The sequence below is a fragment of the Bifidobacterium moukalabense DSM 27321 genome (assembly GCF_000522505.1).
GTDB lineage: Bacteria > Actinomycetota > Actinomycetes > Actinomycetales > Bifidobacteriaceae > Bifidobacterium > Bifidobacterium moukalabense.
Genome location: NZ_AZMV01000003.1, coordinates 1 through 17,396 on the forward strand (window position 1 = coordinate 1; position 17,396 = coordinate 17,396).

The window sequence follows — 17,396 nt, forward strand, 5'->3', positions numbered from 1 at the left end:
TTGCCACCAGTCCCCATGTGAGAGGTGAGCGTATTCGACACGTCCGAATGGTCACTGACCTTGAACCGTCCATCCTGTTGATGGAAATCCAACATCACGCTTTTGTGGATTGCAGGATTATGTTCGGTTTTCAATGTTCGGGGCGACAGTCACCATATGCGATGCTTCCGGCCTTTGATCCCGCATTCCAGGAGAATGACTTAACACGCTGATCTGCGTTTCCAGTGCATTCAGCAGTTCCTTCGGTAAGGCTTTTCCTCTTCTCTCGGCTCGACGAATGATCCCAGCACAGGCTTTCGCGCTCAAAAAGTACCGGCGCGGCACGTCGCCAGTCTCGAGTATTGACGACAAGGAACACACGTTCGCGCCTTTGGGCCACACCGTAGAATTGAGCGTCCAACACTCTCCAAGCCGCCCCCCCCATCAGGCCAGAGTTCGGCCACGGCTTCAAGGAGCGACTGGAAGGCCCTTCCGTGTTCAGCCGACAATACTCCGGGTACGTTTTCCCATACGATCCATTCCGGATCAATTTCTGCGCAAGCTCGGAGATATTCGAGCATGAGCTGGCCGCGCGGGTCAGCCAGAGCCTTCCTGAGTCCGGCAACGCTGAATGCCTGGCAGGGGCTTCCTCCAACAACGACATCTGCTGCATGATGATATTTGCTCCAATCCACTTTGGTCATATCCCCCAAGTCGGGAACATTGGGATAATGGTGTTTCAGGACGGCTTTGGGGAATGGTTCGATTTCCGCGTAGGCTACCGGCTCCCAGCCGAGCGGCTCCCATGCGACCGTTGCCGCTTCGATGCCGCTGAACAGGCTGATGTAGCGCATGGTCTCTTCCTTTCGACGTTGTTGGCGTTCGCGCAGATCGGCTCACTGCGGCGGAGCTGTCGTTTCCGCTAACCGTCTTCGTTCTTGGCTGTGGTGAATCCTGAAAACCACGGTCAAGTGGCGTTGACGCGAACACCTAGTGCTCTGCACGGGACTCGAACCCGTATCACCCCGCCATTTAAAAGCTGTGGGGTTTTGTCGGTTTTTAAGACCGCCGCGTATACCATTCCGCCAGCAGAGCAAGGTGCGGTCGGCTGGAACAATCGAAAGGCCCTAGGTTGTGTCCGGAGCCGACCGCAAATCTTGAATTTTTCAATCCGTGGACGGATCGTACGACTCGTCGTGATTGGCTTGTGCGGCCAGGTACATGACCGAGCCGAGGAGGATTACCGCCGCCGTGATAGTCCAACCGAGCGATTCAGCTGTAGCCCAAGAAAGCAGTAGCGTTCCGGTGATGCAGGCCAATGCGGTAGCCACCAAAATGCCGGTATTCGACTTCATGACTGGTTCTCCTTTTCGTATTTTTGGATGATGTCGTTGAGTCGTTTGATACATGATCCGGTTGCCGCCTTGCCGCCGACCACGACGCCATTTTGAAAGTCGTCATCACATTTCGTGTTGGCGAGGTGCGCGCGGAAGAAGCTCATGCCTTTCACGAGGGCTTTCAAATCTTCCAGCAGGGCTTCTTCGGTCATCGTGTGGCTCCTACTCTTTCCTGCATCCAGTGCGCGAGGGTCTCGAACTGTGCTGGCGTGAGGGTGATGCCGATTGGCCTGTCTCCGATGGTCACGTACATGTTGAGACTGCCGAGGTTGCCGGCGTAGAAGTCGATCAGCCAGCCGTCCTTCGAGATGAAGTGGATGTCGCCCGGGTCAGTCAGCCGGTTTCGTGCTGGCGGGGCGGGAGGATTAAGAATATCCGTCATGCCGCCTGCTCCTGCCTGCCCGCTTGAGCATCGAGACTGGCTGACCGAATCAACGTTTCGGGAGTGACGTTGAGCGCCTTTGCGATGTCCGATAGGTCGTCGGTGCTGAATGGCAGTTTCATGGCGAAACGGTCGTAGAGGAATTTGCGGTCTCGACCGATTCGTTTTGCAAGTTCCGGTGTCGATACGCCGGCTCTTGCGGCTTCGGCGCGTACCGCGCGGATCAGTCTGACCGATGTCTCGGAGAGTTCTGTGTTCTTCTTCATGCTTCATACTGTACCGCATTCGGTACGTTTTTGCAACCGGATTCGGTATGTGTGTTGCGAACGTACCAGAAAACGGTACAATATAGGTATGAGTAAATATGAATCAGACTTCACTCAAAGGGTCATAGAGACCATAGAGAAGAAGCGACACGACAAGCACATGACCATCGACCGGCTATGCGAACTGGCGGGAATAGGCCGCAACTCCTATTACGCCAAGGCGCGCGGAGAACGATGTTTCAATACCGAAGAGATCGACGCGGTTGCGAAGGCTCTCGGCTGTGACGCGCTCCTGCTCTTGAAGGAGGCCGCGCAGGAGCCTACCGACGAAGAACGGATAATCCGCGCCGCCTTGCGCAAATTGCAGGAAGACCCGCTAGCATTGGCCGCCTACATGAGCGACAGCAAACAGGCGGATATTGATGGAGAGGCAGGGCCGGACTACGACGAGCCTGCCTGACCTGCCCATCGACCGGCGCATGACCTATGGTGACATGCGCCGGGCCATCACCGTTCTGCCGGTGACCGTGGCAAGCGCCATCCTCCCGGACGGCCTGTACGGAGCCTACGATGCTCGACTGCAAGCCATCCTCATAGATCGGCGGCTCACCTACACCGGCAAGCGCTGTACCCTCGTGCACGAGCTGGTGCACTGGTGGCATGGCGACTGCGCATGCGACATGAGAAGCCGCGCGAAGAGCGAATGCCGCACCCGCCGCCAAACCGCCCTGCTCTTGGTAGACCCAACCGAATGCGCCACCTTGGAACGCATGTACGACGGCGACCTATGGCACATGGCAAGCGGCCTGAACATCACCAAGGACGTATTGCTTGACTATCGGAAGACATTAACGGACGTACCATTAAGTCATTGATTCAGAGAAGAAAGGAAAATCCAATGACCACCAACAATCCACAACCGCAACAAGGGCGCCCACAGCCGCAGAAGCCGATCTCGCCATACTATTCGCAGGAACCCAAGATTGGATTCTGGAGCCGTCCAGTCACGTTCTCACGAATCGGTCTGGTCGGCATGCTGGTCGGATGCGTCCTCTTCGGAGCCGTGGCCTGCGGTGGCGTCTTCCACGGCGATGACGGTAGCAGTGAGGCTGGTTCTTCCAGCACCACATCATCGGACGTGAGGAAGGATGATAACGGCTCCAGTGCGAAGAGCAGTCCGAAACCGTCCAAGACCACGGAATCGTTCGACATCGGCTCTCTTGACGGCAAAACCGTGTATGAGGCGCATGATCTGATCGTCAAGGCGGGACTCACATTCAAGGCCGTCAGTGATGGCGACGTGGCAAAGACGGACATCACCGAAAACTTCTACAATGCTGACGGCTCCAAGATCGACGGTTGGGATGATTGGAAAGTAGTCAGTGCCACGCAATCCGATAAGACTGTTACATGCATGGTCGATTCACAGGAGAATCTCGATGCGGCGAAGAAGACTGCTGAGAATGAGAAAGCCGGGGATGATGCCGCCCCTGCCGTTATGACCGCATGTCAGAACGAGGGCGAGAATCGGTTTCCTTACGGCTATAAGGAGCATGACATTCTTGGTGTGATTCAGGACGTTACGAGGCAGGATGACGGCAGCTACTTTTACAAGGTCAAGGCCACCGTCACTAACGAATACGATGCAAAGCAGGAAGTGACAGTGGAATGCACCACGACCGGCAATGACGACAGTCAGACCGTCACCGGCTGGAATGCCTACTGAAAGGTATGAGAATGAGAAGAAGTACAAGACTTGCGGCACTATTCTGCGCCGTGCTGTTGCCGCTTGGGCTGGCGTCCTGCGGCCAGAATGCCGGGCAGAAGGCCGCGGAGCAGGAAAAGGATAGGCAGGCGGCCTTGGAGGAGGCTGGCGCGTTGCCGCTCGAATCCGGCTTATCCGGCAGTTGCACGGGCGATGACGAACGGTTGTCGTCCGTCAGCCTGGGAACCGCCGGCCAGTATCTCGCCATCGGCATCGACGGCTTCGACAAGGTGCATGCGGATCAATCCTATGTCTATACGGTGACTGTCAAGAATCATGCCGCCGAGACGTGGTATCAGGTCAATCTGGCCGACTATGTTGCCTCTGGCGAGACGAAGCGCAGTGTCACGAATCTAAGCACCAACGTCGAGAACACGTATCCCGGCTGGAATGATTCAACGGATTCATCGAGATTCGAGACCAGCATTCCAGATACGATGATCCGGCAGGGCAAGGATGCGCTGGAATGGAATGTCGCCTTGAACGTCGATGGCGAGGAAGTCGCCACGTGTCCTGCCGATGGTGATGCGAGACTCGAGTGATGATTCTTCCTTTTGGCCCTGCTTCGGCGGGGCCTTTTTTCGTCGCGATTTCCCTAGTAAAAAAAATGTTAAGTATTGTATAGAGACTTATATATGTATAACGTCGGTTATACCGATTTACGCGGTTTTGGTAATCTTCCTTATACATACTGTATAAATTTGCTTATACTCTCGTGTGGTAGTATAGTTCATAGCATTAAATAAAAAACCCGTGCGGTTGGTCAGAACCACACGGGTATGGAAAACCTAGGACGATTCTCCATGCACCAGCATACGGCAAGGCATGGAGGGAAAGCAGATGAAACCGATGGGATACAAGAACACCGACGCCTTCTACGAGCTCGCACATGAGGGTCGTCTTGCCTACCGTCGCGGCGACAACCTCGGCATCTACGCGATGGCTCAACTTGTGCTCGCCTACATGTGTGACCAGACCTACGATTGGGACAGAGACCGCAACCAGCCGCCCGAAAAACTGCGCAAGGCCAACGCGCCATGCCGCTATTACACGCTCGGCTGGAGCGGATTTGCGGAAGACCACGGAATGGTGCTGCTCACGCCGGAGCAGGCCATGAGTGAGGATGCTGACAAAATCATGCGCAAGCGAGAATTGAATGCCAAGAAGCAGTTCAGTGACGCCGCGGTCTGGTTGCAGGAGCGCGGCATAATCAAGAAGCTGGAATCGGCTTCACTTGGCAAGAATGCCGGGTTCCTCCTGCTGCTTGGTGACGATAAGGAAAACAAGGCCGTGGAACAGTGGGCGCGACAATGCCTACACCTACCGATGATCTGGTGATTCGTGCCCACATTTTGCCCACGTCTGTGAGGTAAAAGCCGTGAATTAGCGGTAATTACAGTGAATTACCACGGTTGACGAATAGGCGGGGAACCATTGGAAAACCAAGGAAAACCGCCGATTCTGACACCCGGACGAAAGTGCCTCCAGTGGGACTCGAACCCCCTCGCAAGTCAGGCCGAAACCCCGGCATCCGCAACGTCGGCAGACGTTGACTCCACCTGCCGTGCCCACATTTTGCCCACGCCCCCGGCAAACAGCAGTTCACCCATCCGAGCCGACAGATCATCCAAGTCCGCATCGAACAGGTCGGCATAGGTATCCAAGGTCATGGCCGCCGACTTGTGCCCCAACTGCCGTTGCACCGTCTTGACGTTGGCGCCGGACTGCACCATCAAGGAAGCCGCAGTATGCCGCAGATCATGCAAGGTCATCTTCCCGCCTATGCCGGCCTTGCGCAGGGCGGACGCGAACCAACCATCTTTGCGGGTTGGATTCCAACCGTTGCCCATCGGCTTGTCAAACGGCATGTCCGGTGCCGTGAAAAGGAAGTCAGTCGGCCTTCTGCCTGCGCATTGCGCCTTGAGCGCCGGGAGCAGGACAGCCGGAAACATTACCACCCTCTTCTCGTGCGTTTTAGGGTCGGTCTCGACCATCCGGCTACCGACCCTCGTGATGCTCTTGGCGACGGTCAGTCTATCCCTTTGCAAGTCAACGTCCTCGACCCGCAAGGCGACAAGCTCACCCCATCTCAGCCCGCAAAGGCCGAGGGTGAGGATTATCAGCCGCCGCCACTCGCATTGATCGGCCAGCCGTCCCAGCTCACTGGCGGTGAGGTAGACATGCTTTCTGCCGGTCTTGCGCGGCAGACTGAGTCCGTCGCATGGATTGTCGTGAATGCATTTGGCTCGTCTGGCCGCTTCGAGCAGGGCCTTGAGGATTCCTTCGGCGCGGAGCACGACGCTAGCACTTCGCTCGCCAGACAGTGCCGTAACCCATTCCTGCACTTCGTCGTGCGTGATGGATTGCACTTCGCGCATACCCCATTTTGGCTCGACATGAGGGCGCCAAGTGTCTTCCAGAGACTTGATATAGCTCGGCTTGCATCTGGTCTTTTTTGCGGCTATCCACGGCTCCCAGAAGTCTTCGAGGCGTCGGCGTCCGGCTTGTGGGTCGATGTAGGCTCCCGTGGTCTTTGCCGTGGTCACATTGGCGGCACCCCAAGCATCGGCATCCATTTTGCGACGGAAGCCGCGTTTGCCGGTGGCCGTGCCGTCCGGCTTGCGGTAGCGCACCTCGTACCTTCTGCCGCCTTTGGTGTCGTAAGGGCGAATCGTGTAGGCCATGTGGTCTCCTTTGCTGACAAGACCAGTATAAAGAAGGCGGCCTGACCGTGCAGACCGCCCTCGCCTTGAAAGTGTCAGCAAACAAGACATGTCTCAGTATACAGGTGCGACACGCCGACTTGCGTTATTATCCCGCCTGAGATAATATGAATATGTCAGCAAACAAGAAAGGAAAACCAAAATGTTCACCGCAACCGATTACACCAAGACCGCCGCCTACGCCGACATCGACCACTGCTGGAACGGCAGTGAATACTACCTCGAAGCACACGAGGAAAACGGCGCATGGGAGACGATCGACCGCGACCAGGCCGTCAGCGAAGACGGCAAGGCGTACTACGCCGAATACTTCTTCGGCAAGGAAGGCGACGACGTGCGCATCCCCGAACGCACCTACGCCGCCGAAGACATCGAAACCTACGCGCAGACCTGGTAAAAAACAGCAGACAGCCCCGCCCCAACCAAGCGGGGCCTTACTTTTGCGGAAAGGAAGACCATGAGCATTAAAGCATTGCGGGAGAAGGCCGGACTGTCACAGCAGGATTTGCAGAGGAAGGCGGGACTCAATGCGATCAGCCGCATCTGGAGCTGGGAGGCGTGGGATAGGACGCCAAGGCCCAATTGGGCGCGAGACCCCAAGCGCATGAGCATCGAAACCGCAAAAGCATTGGCCGACGTGCTTGGCGTGACGTTAGACGATTTCTATAACGCACTATAAGACACGCCGACTTGCGTTATTATCCCGCCTGAGATAATATGAATATGTCAGCAAACAAGAAAGGACACGATCAAAATGGCACACTACAATATCACTTACTCGTGCGGCCACGAAGAACGCATTGAACTGTTCGGCAAGGTCAGCGGACGTGAAAGCCGCATCGAATGGCTCGAAACTCAAATGTGCCGCGCGTGCAAAGCCGCCCAGGACTCCGAAGGGCTTCCGAAACTCTCCGGCACCGAAAAGCAGACCGCTTGGGCCGCACGCATTCGCCGAACCTTCCTCGACCAAACCGAATCCCAGTTAGGTCACGTCATCCTTACCAACCCGCAGGCCGCCGAAGCCGCCAATGAGCTACTGAACCTCGTCAAAGACTCTATAAACGAGCAGACATCCGCCGCATGGTGGATCGACAACAGGGATAGGCTCGAACCGGAATTCGCTAAGATGGCGATGGCGAAACGCGAGGTATCTAAACAGGCAGATTGACATGCAGACAGTTACGCGATATGCTTACTCATGTCGTACCGGAATGTCGAGCGTCCGGTTGAAATATTCTCAGCTCAATCTGAGATACGTGGATTGAAATGGTGTTTGATGTGCGGGTATTAGAATCCGAATCACACTAATATCATTGCTTCCAGCAATGCGATGGCCCCTCAGGAAACCGAGGGGCCATATATTTTTTATCAGAATCGACATGGCTAAAGCCTGAACGCGGCTCCGTGCCGCTCCAGCAACGAACTGATTGGCAGAGCATCAGCGAAATGCTGTCCGCTCTTCTTTATATCAATCCATTGGCTTGCCGACCTGTAACGCTTGCCAAGACCATCCCTCACCTGTTGAATGTCTTTTGCAACCTTACCTAGATTGTTCGCGTTCTGCCTGAGCTGGGCCACCCGTTCCGACACATAAGCCTGTCCCATACCGCCTTGTGCGCCGCGTGCCGTTGTATACGTTACATTGCCGTACTCATTGGGGTGTTTGGCTGCCTTTTCCAATGTTTTAGCGTCAGCCAGGTTGTATTCCGCTTCCGTAAGTATTCTATCGATATGCTTATCCACTAGGGATAGTTCCTTATCCCTGATACTTTCTGCCCAGCTGACTTGTTTCGGTGAACCGTCCAGTGCTGGTAGTTTATCCGGCGACCAAGATTTGGCGGATGCTAACGCTGCGCCACCTCCTGATCCTGATTTTCCCCTTGAGCTGCCTGCGCCTCTGCCTCCCATTGTTTCAACCTCCTTGTGTTGTGGTTTGTGTATTGGATGTGTTTTGTGGTGATTTTAAATCCGTCTGGGATTTTCCCGTATAGGAGTATGAGTGATGGGCTTATCAGATCTTCCATGACGCGAAATCCGTGTTTCCATAGTCGTGTAGCCTCCCGATCACCCAGTACGCCGACACTACTCACGCTGATAACGGAACGACTTGGCAAACCGTCGAACGCAAAATCATAGCTGTCGGGGCTAGACCATTGCGCAGACGGGATAACAGACAAGCCCATTCGTTGCCAGACCATGCCGATAAGTCTACTCCGGTAGCAGTTCCAGCGTTGCATCGGTAGTGGCATGTCGCGGTAGAGGCTGAAATCAGGAGTGAGAACGCACTGGAACTTGGATAGCATTTGTCCGTATTTGATGGGGTTTTGCCAGCATCGCTCGAATTGGTAGTCATCGAGGTAGAAGTGACATCCAAGCCGTGTAGCCTGCTTCGTGGTCGTACCTTTAGCATAGTTGAAGCCAATCAGATCATCTGGTGGAATTGTCTTGCAGGGCCATATAATCGGCATGCCATTCGCAGTAAGACAATCATCGGGAAGCAGATCAAGATTATAGTAGCCGATCGTGCGATTTCTTCCGTTCCTTGTCATAAAACACCTCCTACCACGAAAACGCCCCCTCCCCCCAGCCGAAGCCGGGAGAGGGGCGTTAAAAAAATGGGTGCAAGATTTTCCACAGGCACCCGAATGCGTGATTTTTTTACACGCGAAGTTAATTTTTGGATGCTAGTTTGATTCTCACGCCCGAAAATTAATCAAGGTCACTCGTTGTCGGTGACGGTGATCTTCAGCTTGTCGAGCTTGTCCTTGACGGCGGTTTCGACAGTCTTGGCGATTTGGTCTGGGTCTGCGCCTTGTGCGGAGGCCAATGCCTTGACCGCTTCGGACAAGGCGGATACTTGCGTGATGAGCTGACTGGTCTTGCTGTCGATACCGGCTACGCGGTCACCCAATTTGGCGCCGCCTTGAATCGGCATTTCGGCCACCAGATTGCCGAGCGGCGAAGCGTGCGTGTCCTTGTTCCATTGGGAAAGTCGGAACAGTTCGGTCCTTGTCGCGTTCGCCGCAGCATCGGTGCCTTGCAGCCGGTCACGTACCTTTACGCCGTTCTGGTCGAAATTCCAAACGTCTTCCGCATTCATGTTGTCTCCTCCTAATAGTTCGTTTGCTCGATTGATGATTCGTTCCACCGGCAATGCGTTCGTGCATCTGTCGGGGCATCCGTAGTGGTCGGTGCCGGGTACTTCGCGGTGTAGGACGATGTTGCCGGTGCGGTTGCCGCTTGCGTCATGGTTGAGACTGTTCCAGCCGTATCGTTTGGCGATGTCGGCACAAAGTTGAGCCGAAGCCTCCACTTCCGCATCGGTGACCGGGATACCGTCCATGCCGCCCTCATGTTCGATGGTGACGCCGGAGCAATCGGATTGCCAGTTGGCATCGGCCCACGAGCCGTTGTTTTCGTCCACCCACTGGTAGATCGTGCCGTCGCCGCCTACGCCGTAATGCGATGCGGCTCCGAAGCTGGAACGTTGGAAGCAACTATCGGTGCCTGCGAGCCTGCCGACCATGATGTGTAGGGTGATGTGGTTGACGGACTGCCCAAGCCGTCCGCTGTAATGGTTTGGGCTGCCCCGCCAAACGGCGAAACTTGCACCAACCATCAGAGAGCACCGCCCGGCTCGTACTGGGCTTCGTCGGTGGTTTCGACGGTCGCCGACTCAGTAGCGGTCTCGGCAGCTTCGGCGGTTTCGGTTTCCGCTTCGACGGTTTCGGTTGCATCCTCTGCCGTTTCCTCTGCCGGTGCGGTCTTGGCTACCGCACTTGCGGCGCTCATGGCGGCGTTCTTCGCTGCGGTCACACCATTCACCACGCCTTCCTTCTTCAGGGCGTCCACGAGCTGCTGACCCGCGAGCGAAGCGCTGGTAATGTTCTGGTTCTTCCACCAGCCGTACACGGTTCCAATCACGCCGATGACGGCGAAAAGGGTTGCACTCACCTGATCGTTGGTGAACGGGAGCGTGTTGATGCCCGCGAGATTCAGGCCCGCATTAAGCAGGGCGTAAAGCGTGACCACGATGGTGACGATGGCCTTCACCCTCTCCGTGGTCATGCCGGGCAGATTATTGTTGGTTTTGGTGGTCTTGTTGGCATGGTCTGCCATGTTTCCTCCTAACAAAAAAGCCACCCCATGTTGGAGTGGCCTTGAAAATGGTTTCGGCTGTTATGCCGATTTAGTCTCGAATTTGACGTGCAGATGATAGGTGCCCGGTGAAAGTTCCTGTTGTGTCCAGAAGCCCCACCAAACATCTTTCTCTGCCTTGGTGGCGGTTTCGACCTGGAATGAGGTACCTTCGCCCCAGCCAAGGCCGCCGTTGAGCCCGACTTTCACTGTGGACTCATAGGTGAGTCGCACGGTGCCTTCCGTCGGCCAGTCGGCGCTCATGTCGCCTAACTTCGGAATCCAATCGGAGCCGATGATTCTCGTGCCGTTGGCGATGGTTTCACTGACGGCCAGCAGATAGTCGCCGTCACCGGCCTTGGTGAGGGTCATACCGGACGTGAGGGTGGAGACTGCGAAAATCTTGTCGGTTTGGTCTGTCCATTCCGGTTTTGGCTTGCGCCAGATGACGGTTCCGGCCTTGCACAGTCCGGCGATGCTGACACCACCGAATGCCATGCCTGCGACGGTTTTCCCGCCGATCATCGCCCCCGCACTCATGTCGTCCACCAGTACAAATTCGCACTGTCGGCGGCGCTTTTGGTGGTGGCGTCGGCTTCGTCCGATGCTTGGATGGCTTGGATGCCGTCCTTGCCGTCCTTGCCGGCGGGGCCTTGCTCGCCATCCTTGCCGTCCGCGCCCTTTTCGCCCGGAGTGCCCGGGTCGCCTTTTTCGCCGGGGTCGCCTTTCTCGCCTTTCTCGCCGTCGGCACCGTCCTTGCCGGGGTCGCCTTTCTCGCCCGGGTCTCCCTTTTCGCCTTTCTCGCCGTCCTTGCCGTTGGTGCCGTTGGTGCCGTCCTTGCCGTCGGCACCGGGCTCGCCTTGCGGGCCCGGGTCTCCCTTATCGCCTTTCGGCCCTTGGAGACTGCCGGCATCCTGCCAAGAGGATTCATCCCACAGCCAGATATGGCCTTGGATAAGGTAGGCATCGCCGCTCTCGCCGGTGGGGTGGGCCGCTTTCAAGGCTTCCTCGCTATCAAAGGTGCCTTTGATGCTGATGCCGGTACCATCCTTGCCTTGGATGCCATCCGCACCTTTCAGGCTCACGCCGGTATCGCCCACGATGGCGGTCTGGCCGGAGACGGAGGTGAGCATGTAGACTTCGCCCGTGGAATCGAGCACCGTATCGCCCACGCCGACATGATCGGACGGTCGCAGGTCGGTGATGGCGATGGTGGCTCCGGCCGTCAATTGTGCGTCGATCACGCGCATGGAATGCACCAAAGTGCTGTAGGATGATGCCGGTACGAGTTCGGCATCGGCCAATTCCGCATATTCCAGCACGTCCGTGGAATCAGGCACGGTCACACGACGGGTGAAAGTGTAGGACGTGAGTTCCTCCCTCACTTCCCAACACCAGTCATCGCCCGACGGCATGAGCTCGACCGTCACCGTACCGTCGTCGGCCAGTTTCGCGCAGAATGCTCGCGGTGTCAGAATGGCCTTGCCATCCTCGATGGTGAGCCGTCGGGTAGGCCGAAAGAACACGACACCCTTTTCCGCCGCATGACCCGTACTTGCAGGTGCCTGCAAGTCAATATGAACCTTAGTCACTTACACCCCTCCTTAATGTTTGTGCGCGCCATGGTTGAACAAGAGCATGAGAACCGTGATGATGATGAAGCCAAGAAGGTAGATCAATCGTCCTCCTTAACCAAGGTTTCCGGCGCAATATCCGGCCGTAGCTCGTCCGGCAACCGTGGCTTTGGATGCCGTACCAGAAACTCAGGTTCGACGATTTCGCAAAACTGTTGGAGCCAATGGAAAAGGCTTCGCGTGTAAGCGGTCAAGGCGAAATACTTGCGTTGCTTCTCCTCCAAGTGCGCGATCTGACCGCCTTGCGATTCCACCTGCTCGCGCAATGGTTGTATCACCGAATCGGTCAGAATGCGTACCGCCGCTTCCGCCGCTTCCGCCGCGAGCTTGTCAGCTTCCGCATTCTCACGGTCTTCCTGAGCCTTGGATTCACGGTTGCTGATGGCGGTGATGATCGCACCGACGATACCACCGCCGGACAGCAGGGCGATGATTACCGCGCTCCAAAAATCGGTACTGTTGACTAAATCCTGAAACGGCGGCACTATTTCACGACTTTCTGCCAGTAGTCCGTCTTTTCCTTCGGATTGCAGTCAGGACGTGAAGTATGGTCAACGAGACACCGGTACATGGTCATCTCATACGTGATTCGGTCTCCCTGCTTGTATTCCTTGCCGTTGGAATCCCAGACCGGGAACAGGACAACATACCGTAGCGCCTTGTCATCGTCCAGTGAGAGAATCTGCTCGGTCAGATAATGCTCGAACGCTTCGTTACGGCCTAGTTCCGGTGTGATAGTCCATGATTGGATGATCTGGCCGTCACTCATGGTGTACGAAGGTGTAGCCTTGCAGTAGGCCGGTATCTCCGGCTTCTCCGATTCCACAATCGGATAGCCATCATCGGACAACGTGACCACGCCATCCTTCAAAAAACCGGTAATCATAAGAATCTCCTTAAATCTGGTAGGAAATCGAACATGCAAAATAGTCAAACGACGCATAACTGCTCGACCCGCCATACTGCCAGCATTTCACCTTGCCAGTAGTCTCAATCTCCACGAACACCGCCGCACTGCCCTGATGCCCTGCGATCATGCCAAGCATCTTGGAAGGTCGATAGCCTTCCTTGATATAGCCGATTTCGACCTGATTGCTCGTATTGCCTACCGTTGCAGACGAGGCGAATGAGTGCATCACGTTCACCGTGACGGTGCGATTCACGCAAGTGGCCGACAGTTCGATGTTGTCCCATTTTTGGGATTGTTTGACATCGATGTAGTTGGATGCTCGCATGCCGTTGATGTTCACGGTACCGTTCAGGTTCAAATGGTTGCCGTAAATGTTCGTACCTGCGCTTGGTGCGGCTTGTCCGATGCCGATGCCTTTGCCGTCCGCGGAGAAGTCGAGGATGTATGTTGCCGGGCCGACCGTGGTGTATGAGGTTCTGGTCGCATACTTGTCGGTGAGCGTGCATCGGAGCGGATAGGTCGTACTCGAGTCGTATCCGCTTTTGATGACTGTGGTTGTCGTGCCGGTGCCGGATGTTACGGAAGCATCGTAATCATGCCAGCCGCTACCGTCCTTCCAGCCGAATTTCAGGCTTACGCACTGGTTCGACGTATCATGTGCCGTATCCACACGCCATACTGCGACGTGTTTGACGTATGTGCCGTCGTCTTGTGCGTTGCCGCTTGCGTCGCATCGGTAGGCGTAGTAGCTGTCGATGGTCGGCGGCAACGAGTCAAGCTTCCAGACGGCATACAGAGTGTAATTGCTATCGGACGTGCCGACATATGATTGGCCGGGCTGGTATTGCGCACTGCCGGTAGCCGAGGTTGACCAGCCGAGGAACGTATAATTGGCGCGGGTTGGCTTCGTGCTTGGAATGGCGAGGGATTCTCCCCACCATTTGGTGACATTGCCGGGCGCACCACTGCCGCCGTTCGCATTGAAGCTGACCGTGTGCGAGGGTTTCGCGGCCACGGTAAGCGCCAATATGGCTTCGGACAAGCCCGCATACGCGCCATTGATACGGATATTGGCTCGCGTATCGATCGACTGCTGGGAGTGCGTCTTGGCGACGTACACTTCCTTGGCGCACATGACCTGCGAAGCGTTCGCACCAATCGTAATATTGGTTGGGTCGGCGTCCGCCCACTGGCCGTTCGCGCCAGCACCAACATGACCCTTCAGGCCGGCATAGTTCCAGCCGTTCAAGGTTTGCATGCGGCATTCCGCACGAATGGTCACACCATTATTGTCTTCCGACTTTATCCATGAGCCGAGCCAACAACGCCAATTATATTGTTGCGCACCGTATGCGTCTGCCATTTTTCCTCCTTAACCCACGTATTTCAGGCTCATGTGCCCGTCCGAACGGGGGACGAACGCATATTTTCCGATACGCAAGGTCTGTAGAATGTCAGCATTATTGATATTCAGGCGGTCGTTGGAGATATAGGCGGCGATGACACTGCCTATCAAAAACTGCATTTGCGTGTTGGTCAAACGCATTTTCGCAGTGCTCGATGCCGCACCCATCTCCATGACCGGATTGTCACTATCCTGACCGAACGTGATGTAGGATTGGCGTGCCGCGATTTCGGCATTCAACCGTTCCGTAAGGTCAGTGACGTTCGTATCATTGGCCGTCTGATATTCGCTCAACTGCGTGCCTACGCCTGCCGCCGCTTCAGCATTGCTAAAGGCGATAGTCACCTTATCCCTCGTAATATCCAATGAGGATTGCAGGCTTTTCAGACTATCGTCATCACCCGTATACGTGCCTTGGACAGCCAATGCGATACTGTCCTTGGTGGCACTCACTTCGGACTTCGTAGCCAAGCCGCTACCGTCCGCGCCCTTGTAATCCTGCACGACCCCTAAGGCTACCGACTTCGACGTTTCATCCACATACGACTTGGTACTGTACGTACTCATATCGGCCTTGGTTTGATACGTCTGGCTGACTTCGGTCTTGAAACCGTCGAAATTCGTCTCCACCGTGGTGGCCTTCGACAGTGCATCATTGGCGGTGGCGCTGACCTGCTTGATCGTCTCCGCATTACCCTCGGCGGTCTGCTTCGCTTCATTGGAAACCGTGACCGCACCACTCGCGGTCTTATACGTGCGGGCCATATATGCGAACATGCTGTCCACGCCCGGTGTAGTCCATGTGGCCGTGCCGTCAGACATGATCGTGCGAATCGTCCTATACAGCTTGCCGTCGTAGCCGTCTGGAATGGTTGGCTCCGTTATGCTCCATCCGGACGGATTCCCGGCACCGGTTGGAGGCGCCGGAGTGTCCGTCGCCAACTGCCAGAACGTCGTCAACGACGTGACCGAAACGCCAGCCGCACCAGCAGTACCGGTGTCGCCGGTATCACCTTTCTCGCCCTTAGCGCCTTTCGGTCCGGTCATCAGGACTGGATTGGAAAGCTCCGTCCGGCCATCACCATACGTGACGGTGATTCGCAGCCACGTATACTGGCCGTCAACGTATTCCGGCGGTGTTTCCGACCAGCCATCGGATGGTGTAGCCGTCGCATCCGTCGAAGTCGCATACTCCGTCTTACTCGCGGTGACCGCCAGCTGGCCGGTCTTCTTCGCCTCCTCATACGCCTTATCAGCATTCGCACTGGCGGCATCGGCCTTCTGTGAGATTTCATCCACGGCCTTATCGATCGCATCCGTATCGACAAGCGGAGTCTGATTGCCGTCCTCGTCAATCCAGTTCGCACCATCCTCGGCACCCTCACCAGCAATGAAATCCTTGCCGGTCGAGGTAGGAATCCGCACAGTACCGGTCTTGTGGGTCTTCTGCGTTGACGCGGAACGCAATGCCTTAAGGCCGAGGGAAAACGGGATTGCTGAATCGTCCGGATTGATTTCCACGTGCTGGGCCATAATATAACCGCCTTAAAATGAAGGGCGACGGAAACCCCTCGGCTTAGGCCATTGGGTCTTCCATCGCATCGAAGATCAGACTTACCTTGTCCGTCTCGTCGCCGGACATTTGCATCAGACGGCATTCGTACAAGCCGTCCGTAAGCGAGGGGAATCCGTTGATGTCCAATTCCATGATTTCGCCCGGCCAAAAACTGCCGAGCGGGTGAAGGGGCGTACCGTTTTCGTCCGTGTCGTTTGCGTGTAGCTCGCCCTTGAATTGCACCAATGGGCGACTGTTCGCATTCAATACGCCGTCCGTGTGCTGTTTGAGCAGATCGGCCTTGTCCGTATCGGAATCCGAGTAGGCGTTTTCCTTGAGGGGCCAAGGCTCGTGATTGCCATTCACAAGGCTCAAATCTTCGGACAAGTGGCATATTTGCGCCTTATCCGTACCGGAGCCTGAGCCGTATTCGCGCATGATCGGGCCGAGATGGTCGATGGTCAGATTCTCCAACGTGCCGCCATAGGGACTGTATGTCAGCCGATGCACGGTCTTCTGGCCTAAATATACGTCGCCGTCAGACCCTGCGGTGAAGTCGAAGCGTACGTAGTCGCCGGACAGTTTCGGCCTGAACTGCATGTCCGGGCCGCCATCCACATTCGCAATCTTCGTCAACACGTCACTGGCTTTCAGATTCTGAATATCCCACGAGCTGTACGTGCGCTCGTGACTGCCTTTCTCGCCACGGTAGGCCCAATCGATGGGCAGTTGTCCGCCCGGCTTGACGTTCGTGGCAAGCCATCCGACCTCAGCCGCAATACCACGCAAACTCATGTTCTTGAAGCTGATTTCATCGCTCGACGTACTGCCCGCCGCCGTACCATACTTGCCCTCACGCACCACATACCGGTTTTCCAACAAGCCCATGATGCTTGAAAGTGAGAAATCCGTGTCAAGCGCGGAATCCTTACGTTGGCCGATCATGCCGCACAATACCGGCATGCCATACGACCATTCATCATCAAGGCTGGAATGCCAACACAAGGCGATGGAACGCCGGTCGGGTGCGAGCATGTAATTACGCTCTCCCGCCGACTGCGCCGGAATCGCGCTCCACGGGAGCGTGAGACCGCTCACCTCATTCTCACCGACACCCTTATCCTTAGTGGTAGCCAGTGAGGAATCGGACACGCTCACGCTCCAGCTGAAGCTTGGCAGGTCAATCGGAGCGAGAATCTTGCCAGTGATCGTATCCACAATGTACGCGCGCCAAGCCATAACC

The 17,396-nt window shown here is 56.0% G+C and carries 26 protein-coding genes and 1 tRNA gene; 8 read left to right on the top strand and 19 right to left on the bottom strand.

Translation table 11 applies throughout. The features are described 5' to 3' along the window. Positions 1-130: 130 nt before the first annotated feature. The 7 genes from BMOU_RS11740 to BMOU_RS03705 form a co-directional block, all read right to left on the bottom strand. The gene (locus BMOU_RS11740; protein WP_326928888.1) at positions 131-403 is read right to left on the bottom strand and encodes a hypothetical protein; all 273 of its coding nucleotides are present in this window, start codon (positions 401-403) and stop codon (positions 131-133) included. Continuing rightward, the gene (locus tag BMOU_RS10940; protein ID WP_268744938.1) at positions 303-833 is read right to left on the bottom strand and encodes a DNA cytosine methyltransferase; all 531 of its coding nucleotides are present in this window, start codon (positions 831-833) and stop codon (positions 303-305) included. Before BMOU_RS10940 ends, BMOU_RS11740 begins: the two co-directional genes overlap by 101 nt. Positions 834-973: 140 nt before the next feature. After that, positions 974-1,074: transfer RNA gene (locus BMOU_RS11200), tRNA-Leu, on the bottom strand. 71 nt (positions 1,075-1,145) lie between these two features. Beyond that, positions 1,146-1,334, bottom strand: a complete 189-nt coding sequence (locus tag BMOU_RS03690; RefSeq protein WP_034875050.1) for a hypothetical protein — start codon at positions 1,332-1,334, stop codon at positions 1,146-1,148. Beyond that, positions 1,331-1,528, bottom strand: coding sequence for a hypothetical protein (locus BMOU_RS03695; protein ID WP_034875052.1), 198 nt, complete (start codon positions 1,526-1,528; stop codon positions 1,331-1,333). Before BMOU_RS03695 ends, BMOU_RS03690 begins: the two co-directional genes overlap by 4 nt. Beyond that, complete coding sequence (locus BMOU_RS03700) at positions 1,525-1,758, bottom strand: hypothetical protein (protein ID WP_034875054.1); 234 nt, start codon at positions 1,756-1,758, stop codon at positions 1,525-1,527. Before BMOU_RS03700 ends, BMOU_RS03695 begins: the two co-directional genes overlap by 4 nt. After that, positions 1,755-2,024, bottom strand: coding sequence for a helix-turn-helix domain-containing protein (locus BMOU_RS03705; protein ID WP_034875056.1), 270 nt, complete (start codon positions 2,022-2,024; stop codon positions 1,755-1,757). The genes BMOU_RS03700 and BMOU_RS03705 overlap by 4 nt, the downstream gene beginning before the upstream one ends. A gap of 88 nt (positions 2,025-2,112) precedes the next feature. On the opposite strand from BMOU_RS03705, the gene BMOU_RS03710 reads away from it, so the two are divergent. The 5 genes from BMOU_RS03710 (at position 2,113) to BMOU_RS03730 (ending at position 5,127) form a co-directional block, all read left to right on the top strand. Further along, on the top strand, positions 2,113-2,484 hold the full coding sequence (locus BMOU_RS03710; protein ID WP_051428889.1) for a helix-turn-helix domain-containing protein: 372 nt from the start codon (positions 2,113-2,115) through the stop codon (positions 2,482-2,484). Beyond that, the gene (locus BMOU_RS03715) at positions 2,447-2,899 is read left to right on the top strand and encodes a M78 family metallopeptidase domain-containing protein (protein ID WP_235143688.1); all 453 of its coding nucleotides are present in this window, start codon (positions 2,447-2,449) and stop codon (positions 2,897-2,899) included. Before BMOU_RS03710 ends, BMOU_RS03715 begins: the two co-directional genes overlap by 38 nt. 23 nt (positions 2,900-2,922) lie before the next feature. Further along, positions 2,923-3,750 carry a hypothetical protein gene (locus tag BMOU_RS03720; RefSeq protein WP_034875060.1) on the top strand — a complete coding sequence of 276 codons (828 nt, stop codon included), beginning with the start codon at positions 2,923-2,925 and terminating at the stop codon, positions 3,748-3,750. A gap of 11 nt (positions 3,751-3,761) precedes the next feature. Then, a complete protein-coding gene (locus BMOU_RS03725) occupies positions 3,762-4,331 on the top strand; it encodes a hypothetical protein (protein WP_137648192.1) in 570 nt (189 codons plus the stop codon). A gap of 307 nt (positions 4,332-4,638) precedes the next feature. Further along, positions 4,639-5,127 carry a hypothetical protein gene (locus BMOU_RS03730; RefSeq protein WP_034875131.1) on the top strand — a complete coding sequence of 163 codons (489 nt, stop codon included), beginning with the start codon at positions 4,639-4,641 and terminating at the stop codon, positions 5,125-5,127. A 173-nt stretch (positions 5,128-5,300) separates the two neighbouring features. On the opposite strand, the gene BMOU_RS03735 is transcribed toward BMOU_RS03730, so the two are convergent. Continuing rightward, positions 5,301-6,473 (bottom strand): tyrosine-type recombinase/integrase, encoded by a 1,173-nt coding sequence (locus BMOU_RS03735; protein ID WP_051428890.1) that lies wholly within the window; start codon positions 6,471-6,473, stop codon positions 5,301-5,303. Between the two features lie 181 nt (positions 6,474-6,654). Between BMOU_RS03735 and BMOU_RS03740 the strand changes: the two genes are divergently transcribed. The 3 genes from BMOU_RS03740 (at position 6,655) to BMOU_RS10665 (ending at position 7,680) form a co-directional block, all read left to right on the top strand. After that, entirely contained in the window at positions 6,655-6,909 is a 255-nt protein-coding gene (locus BMOU_RS03740) for a hypothetical protein (RefSeq protein WP_034875064.1), read from the top strand. 60 nt (positions 6,910-6,969) lie between these two features. Beyond that, positions 6,970-7,191, top strand: a complete 222-nt coding sequence (locus BMOU_RS03745) for a helix-turn-helix transcriptional regulator (RefSeq protein WP_051428891.1) — start codon at positions 6,970-6,972, stop codon at positions 7,189-7,191. A gap of 75 nt (positions 7,192-7,266) precedes the next feature. After that, positions 7,267-7,680, top strand: a complete 414-nt coding sequence (locus BMOU_RS10665) for a hypothetical protein (protein WP_051428892.1) — start codon at positions 7,267-7,269, stop codon at positions 7,678-7,680. Positions 7,681-7,895: 215 nt separating this feature from the next. On the opposite strand, the gene BMOU_RS03755 is transcribed toward BMOU_RS10665, so the two are convergent. The 11 genes from BMOU_RS03755 to BMOU_RS03805 form a co-directional block, all read right to left on the bottom strand. Then, entirely contained in the window at positions 7,896-8,255 is a 360-nt protein-coding gene (locus tag BMOU_RS03755; RefSeq protein ID WP_034875067.1) for a hypothetical protein, read from the bottom strand. Between the two features lie 101 nt (positions 8,256-8,356). Next, a complete protein-coding gene (locus tag BMOU_RS03760; RefSeq protein WP_051428893.1) occupies positions 8,357-9,061 on the bottom strand; it encodes a DUF4417 domain-containing protein in 705 nt (234 codons plus the stop codon). 170 nt (positions 9,062-9,231) lie between these two features. Continuing rightward, positions 9,232-10,131, bottom strand: a complete 900-nt coding sequence (locus BMOU_RS03765) for a peptidoglycan recognition protein family protein (protein ID WP_034875069.1) — start codon at positions 10,129-10,131, stop codon at positions 9,232-9,234. Then, positions 10,131-10,631: a phage holin gene (locus tag BMOU_RS03770; RefSeq protein ID WP_034875071.1), complete on the bottom strand. Its 501-nt coding sequence runs from the start codon at positions 10,629-10,631 to the stop codon at positions 10,131-10,133. The genes BMOU_RS03765 and BMOU_RS03770 overlap by 1 nt, the downstream gene beginning before the upstream one ends. 60 nt (positions 10,632-10,691) lie before the next feature. Further along, positions 10,692-11,198 carry a hypothetical protein gene (locus BMOU_RS03775; protein WP_137648416.1) on the bottom strand — a complete coding sequence of 169 codons (507 nt, stop codon included), beginning with the start codon at positions 11,196-11,198 and terminating at the stop codon, positions 10,692-10,694. After that, a complete protein-coding gene (locus BMOU_RS03780) occupies positions 11,186-12,241 on the bottom strand; it encodes a collagen-like domain-containing protein (protein ID WP_200864821.1) in 1,056 nt (351 codons plus the stop codon). Before BMOU_RS03780 ends, BMOU_RS03775 begins: the two co-directional genes overlap by 13 nt. Positions 12,242-12,324: 83 nt before the next feature. Beyond that, positions 12,325-12,768: a hypothetical protein gene (locus tag BMOU_RS03785; RefSeq protein ID WP_034875077.1), complete on the bottom strand. Its 444-nt coding sequence runs from the start codon at positions 12,766-12,768 to the stop codon at positions 12,325-12,327. Beyond that, on the bottom strand, positions 12,768-13,169 hold the full coding sequence (locus tag BMOU_RS03790) for a carbohydrate-binding protein (RefSeq protein ID WP_034875079.1): 402 nt from the start codon (positions 13,167-13,169) through the stop codon (positions 12,768-12,770). Before BMOU_RS03790 ends, BMOU_RS03785 begins: the two co-directional genes overlap by 1 nt. 10 nt (positions 13,170-13,179) lie before the next feature. Then, positions 13,180-14,451 (bottom strand): InlB B-repeat-containing protein, encoded by a 1,272-nt coding sequence (locus tag BMOU_RS03795; protein ID WP_235143689.1) that lies wholly within the window; start codon positions 14,449-14,451, stop codon positions 13,180-13,182. 114 nt (positions 14,452-14,565) lie between these two features. Next, the gene (locus tag BMOU_RS03800; RefSeq protein WP_034875083.1) at positions 14,566-16,131 is read right to left on the bottom strand and encodes a hypothetical protein; all 1,566 of its coding nucleotides are present in this window, start codon (positions 16,129-16,131) and stop codon (positions 14,566-14,568) included. Positions 16,132-16,174: 43 nt separating this feature from the next. After that, positions 16,175-17,392 carry a hypothetical protein gene (locus BMOU_RS03805; RefSeq protein ID WP_034875086.1) on the bottom strand — a complete coding sequence of 406 codons (1,218 nt, stop codon included), beginning with the start codon at positions 17,390-17,392 and terminating at the stop codon, positions 16,175-16,177. Positions 17,393-17,396 lie beyond the last annotated feature (4 nt).

Coding starts and splice junctions, on each gene's coding strand:
- BMOU_RS10940 (WP_268744938.1), bottom strand. CDS start 833: ATGCGCTACATCAGCCTGTTCAGCGGCATCGAAGCGGCAACGGTCGCA.
- BMOU_RS03690 (WP_034875050.1), bottom strand. CDS start 1,334: ATGAAGTCGAATACCGGCATTTTGGTGGCTACCGCATTGGCCTGCATC.
- BMOU_RS03695 (WP_034875052.1), bottom strand. CDS start 1,528: ATGACCGAAGAAGCCCTGCTGGAAGATTTGAAAGCCCTCGTGAAAGGC.
- BMOU_RS03700 (WP_034875054.1), bottom strand. CDS start 1,758: ATGACGGATATTCTTAATCCTCCCGCCCCGCCAGCACGAAACCGGCTG.
- BMOU_RS03705 (WP_034875056.1), bottom strand. CDS start 2,024: ATGAAGAAGAACACAGAACTCTCCGAGACATCGGTCAGACTGATCCGC.
- BMOU_RS03710 (WP_051428889.1), top strand. CDS start 2,113: ATGAGTAAATATGAATCAGACTTCACTCAAAGGGTCATAGAGACCATA.
- BMOU_RS03715 (WP_235143688.1), top strand. CDS start 2,447: ATGGAGAGGCAGGGCCGGACTACGACGAGCCTGCCTGACCTGCCCATC.
- BMOU_RS03720 (WP_034875060.1), top strand. CDS start 2,923: ATGACCACCAACAATCCACAACCGCAACAAGGGCGCCCACAGCCGCAG.
- BMOU_RS03725 (WP_137648192.1), top strand. CDS start 3,762: ATGAGAAGAAGTACAAGACTTGCGGCACTATTCTGCGCCGTGCTGTTG.
- BMOU_RS03730 (WP_034875131.1), top strand. CDS start 4,639: ATGGGATACAAGAACACCGACGCCTTCTACGAGCTCGCACATGAGGGT.
- BMOU_RS03735 (WP_051428890.1), bottom strand. CDS start 6,473: ATGGCCTACACGATTCGCCCTTACGACACCAAAGGCGGCAGAAGGTAC.
- BMOU_RS03740 (WP_034875064.1), top strand. CDS start 6,655: ATGTTCACCGCAACCGATTACACCAAGACCGCCGCCTACGCCGACATC.
- BMOU_RS03745 (WP_051428891.1), top strand. CDS start 6,970: ATGAGCATTAAAGCATTGCGGGAGAAGGCCGGACTGTCACAGCAGGAT.
- BMOU_RS10665 (WP_051428892.1), top strand. CDS start 7,267: ATGGCACACTACAATATCACTTACTCGTGCGGCCACGAAGAACGCATT.
- BMOU_RS03760 (WP_051428893.1), bottom strand. CDS start 9,061: ATGACAAGGAACGGAAGAAATCGCACGATCGGCTACTATAATCTTGAT.
- BMOU_RS03765 (WP_034875069.1), bottom strand. CDS start 10,131: ATGGTTGGTGCAAGTTTCGCCGTTTGGCGGGGCAGCCCAAACCATTAC.
- BMOU_RS03770 (WP_034875071.1), bottom strand. CDS start 10,631: ATGGCAGACCATGCCAACAAGACCACCAAAACCAACAATAATCTGCCC.
- BMOU_RS03790 (WP_034875079.1), bottom strand. CDS start 13,169: ATGATTACCGGTTTTTTGAAGGATGGCGTGGTCACGTTGTCCGATGAT.
- BMOU_RS03795 (WP_235143689.1), bottom strand. CDS start 14,451: ATGCAAACCTTGAACGGCTGGAACTATGCCGGCCTGAAGGGTCATGTT.
- BMOU_RS03800 (WP_034875083.1), bottom strand. CDS start 16,131: ATGGCCCAGCACGTGGAAATCAATCCGGACGATTCAGCAATCCCGTTT.
- BMOU_RS03805 (WP_034875086.1), bottom strand. CDS start 17,392: ATGGCTTGGCGCGCGTACATTGTGGATACGATCACTGGCAAGATTCTC.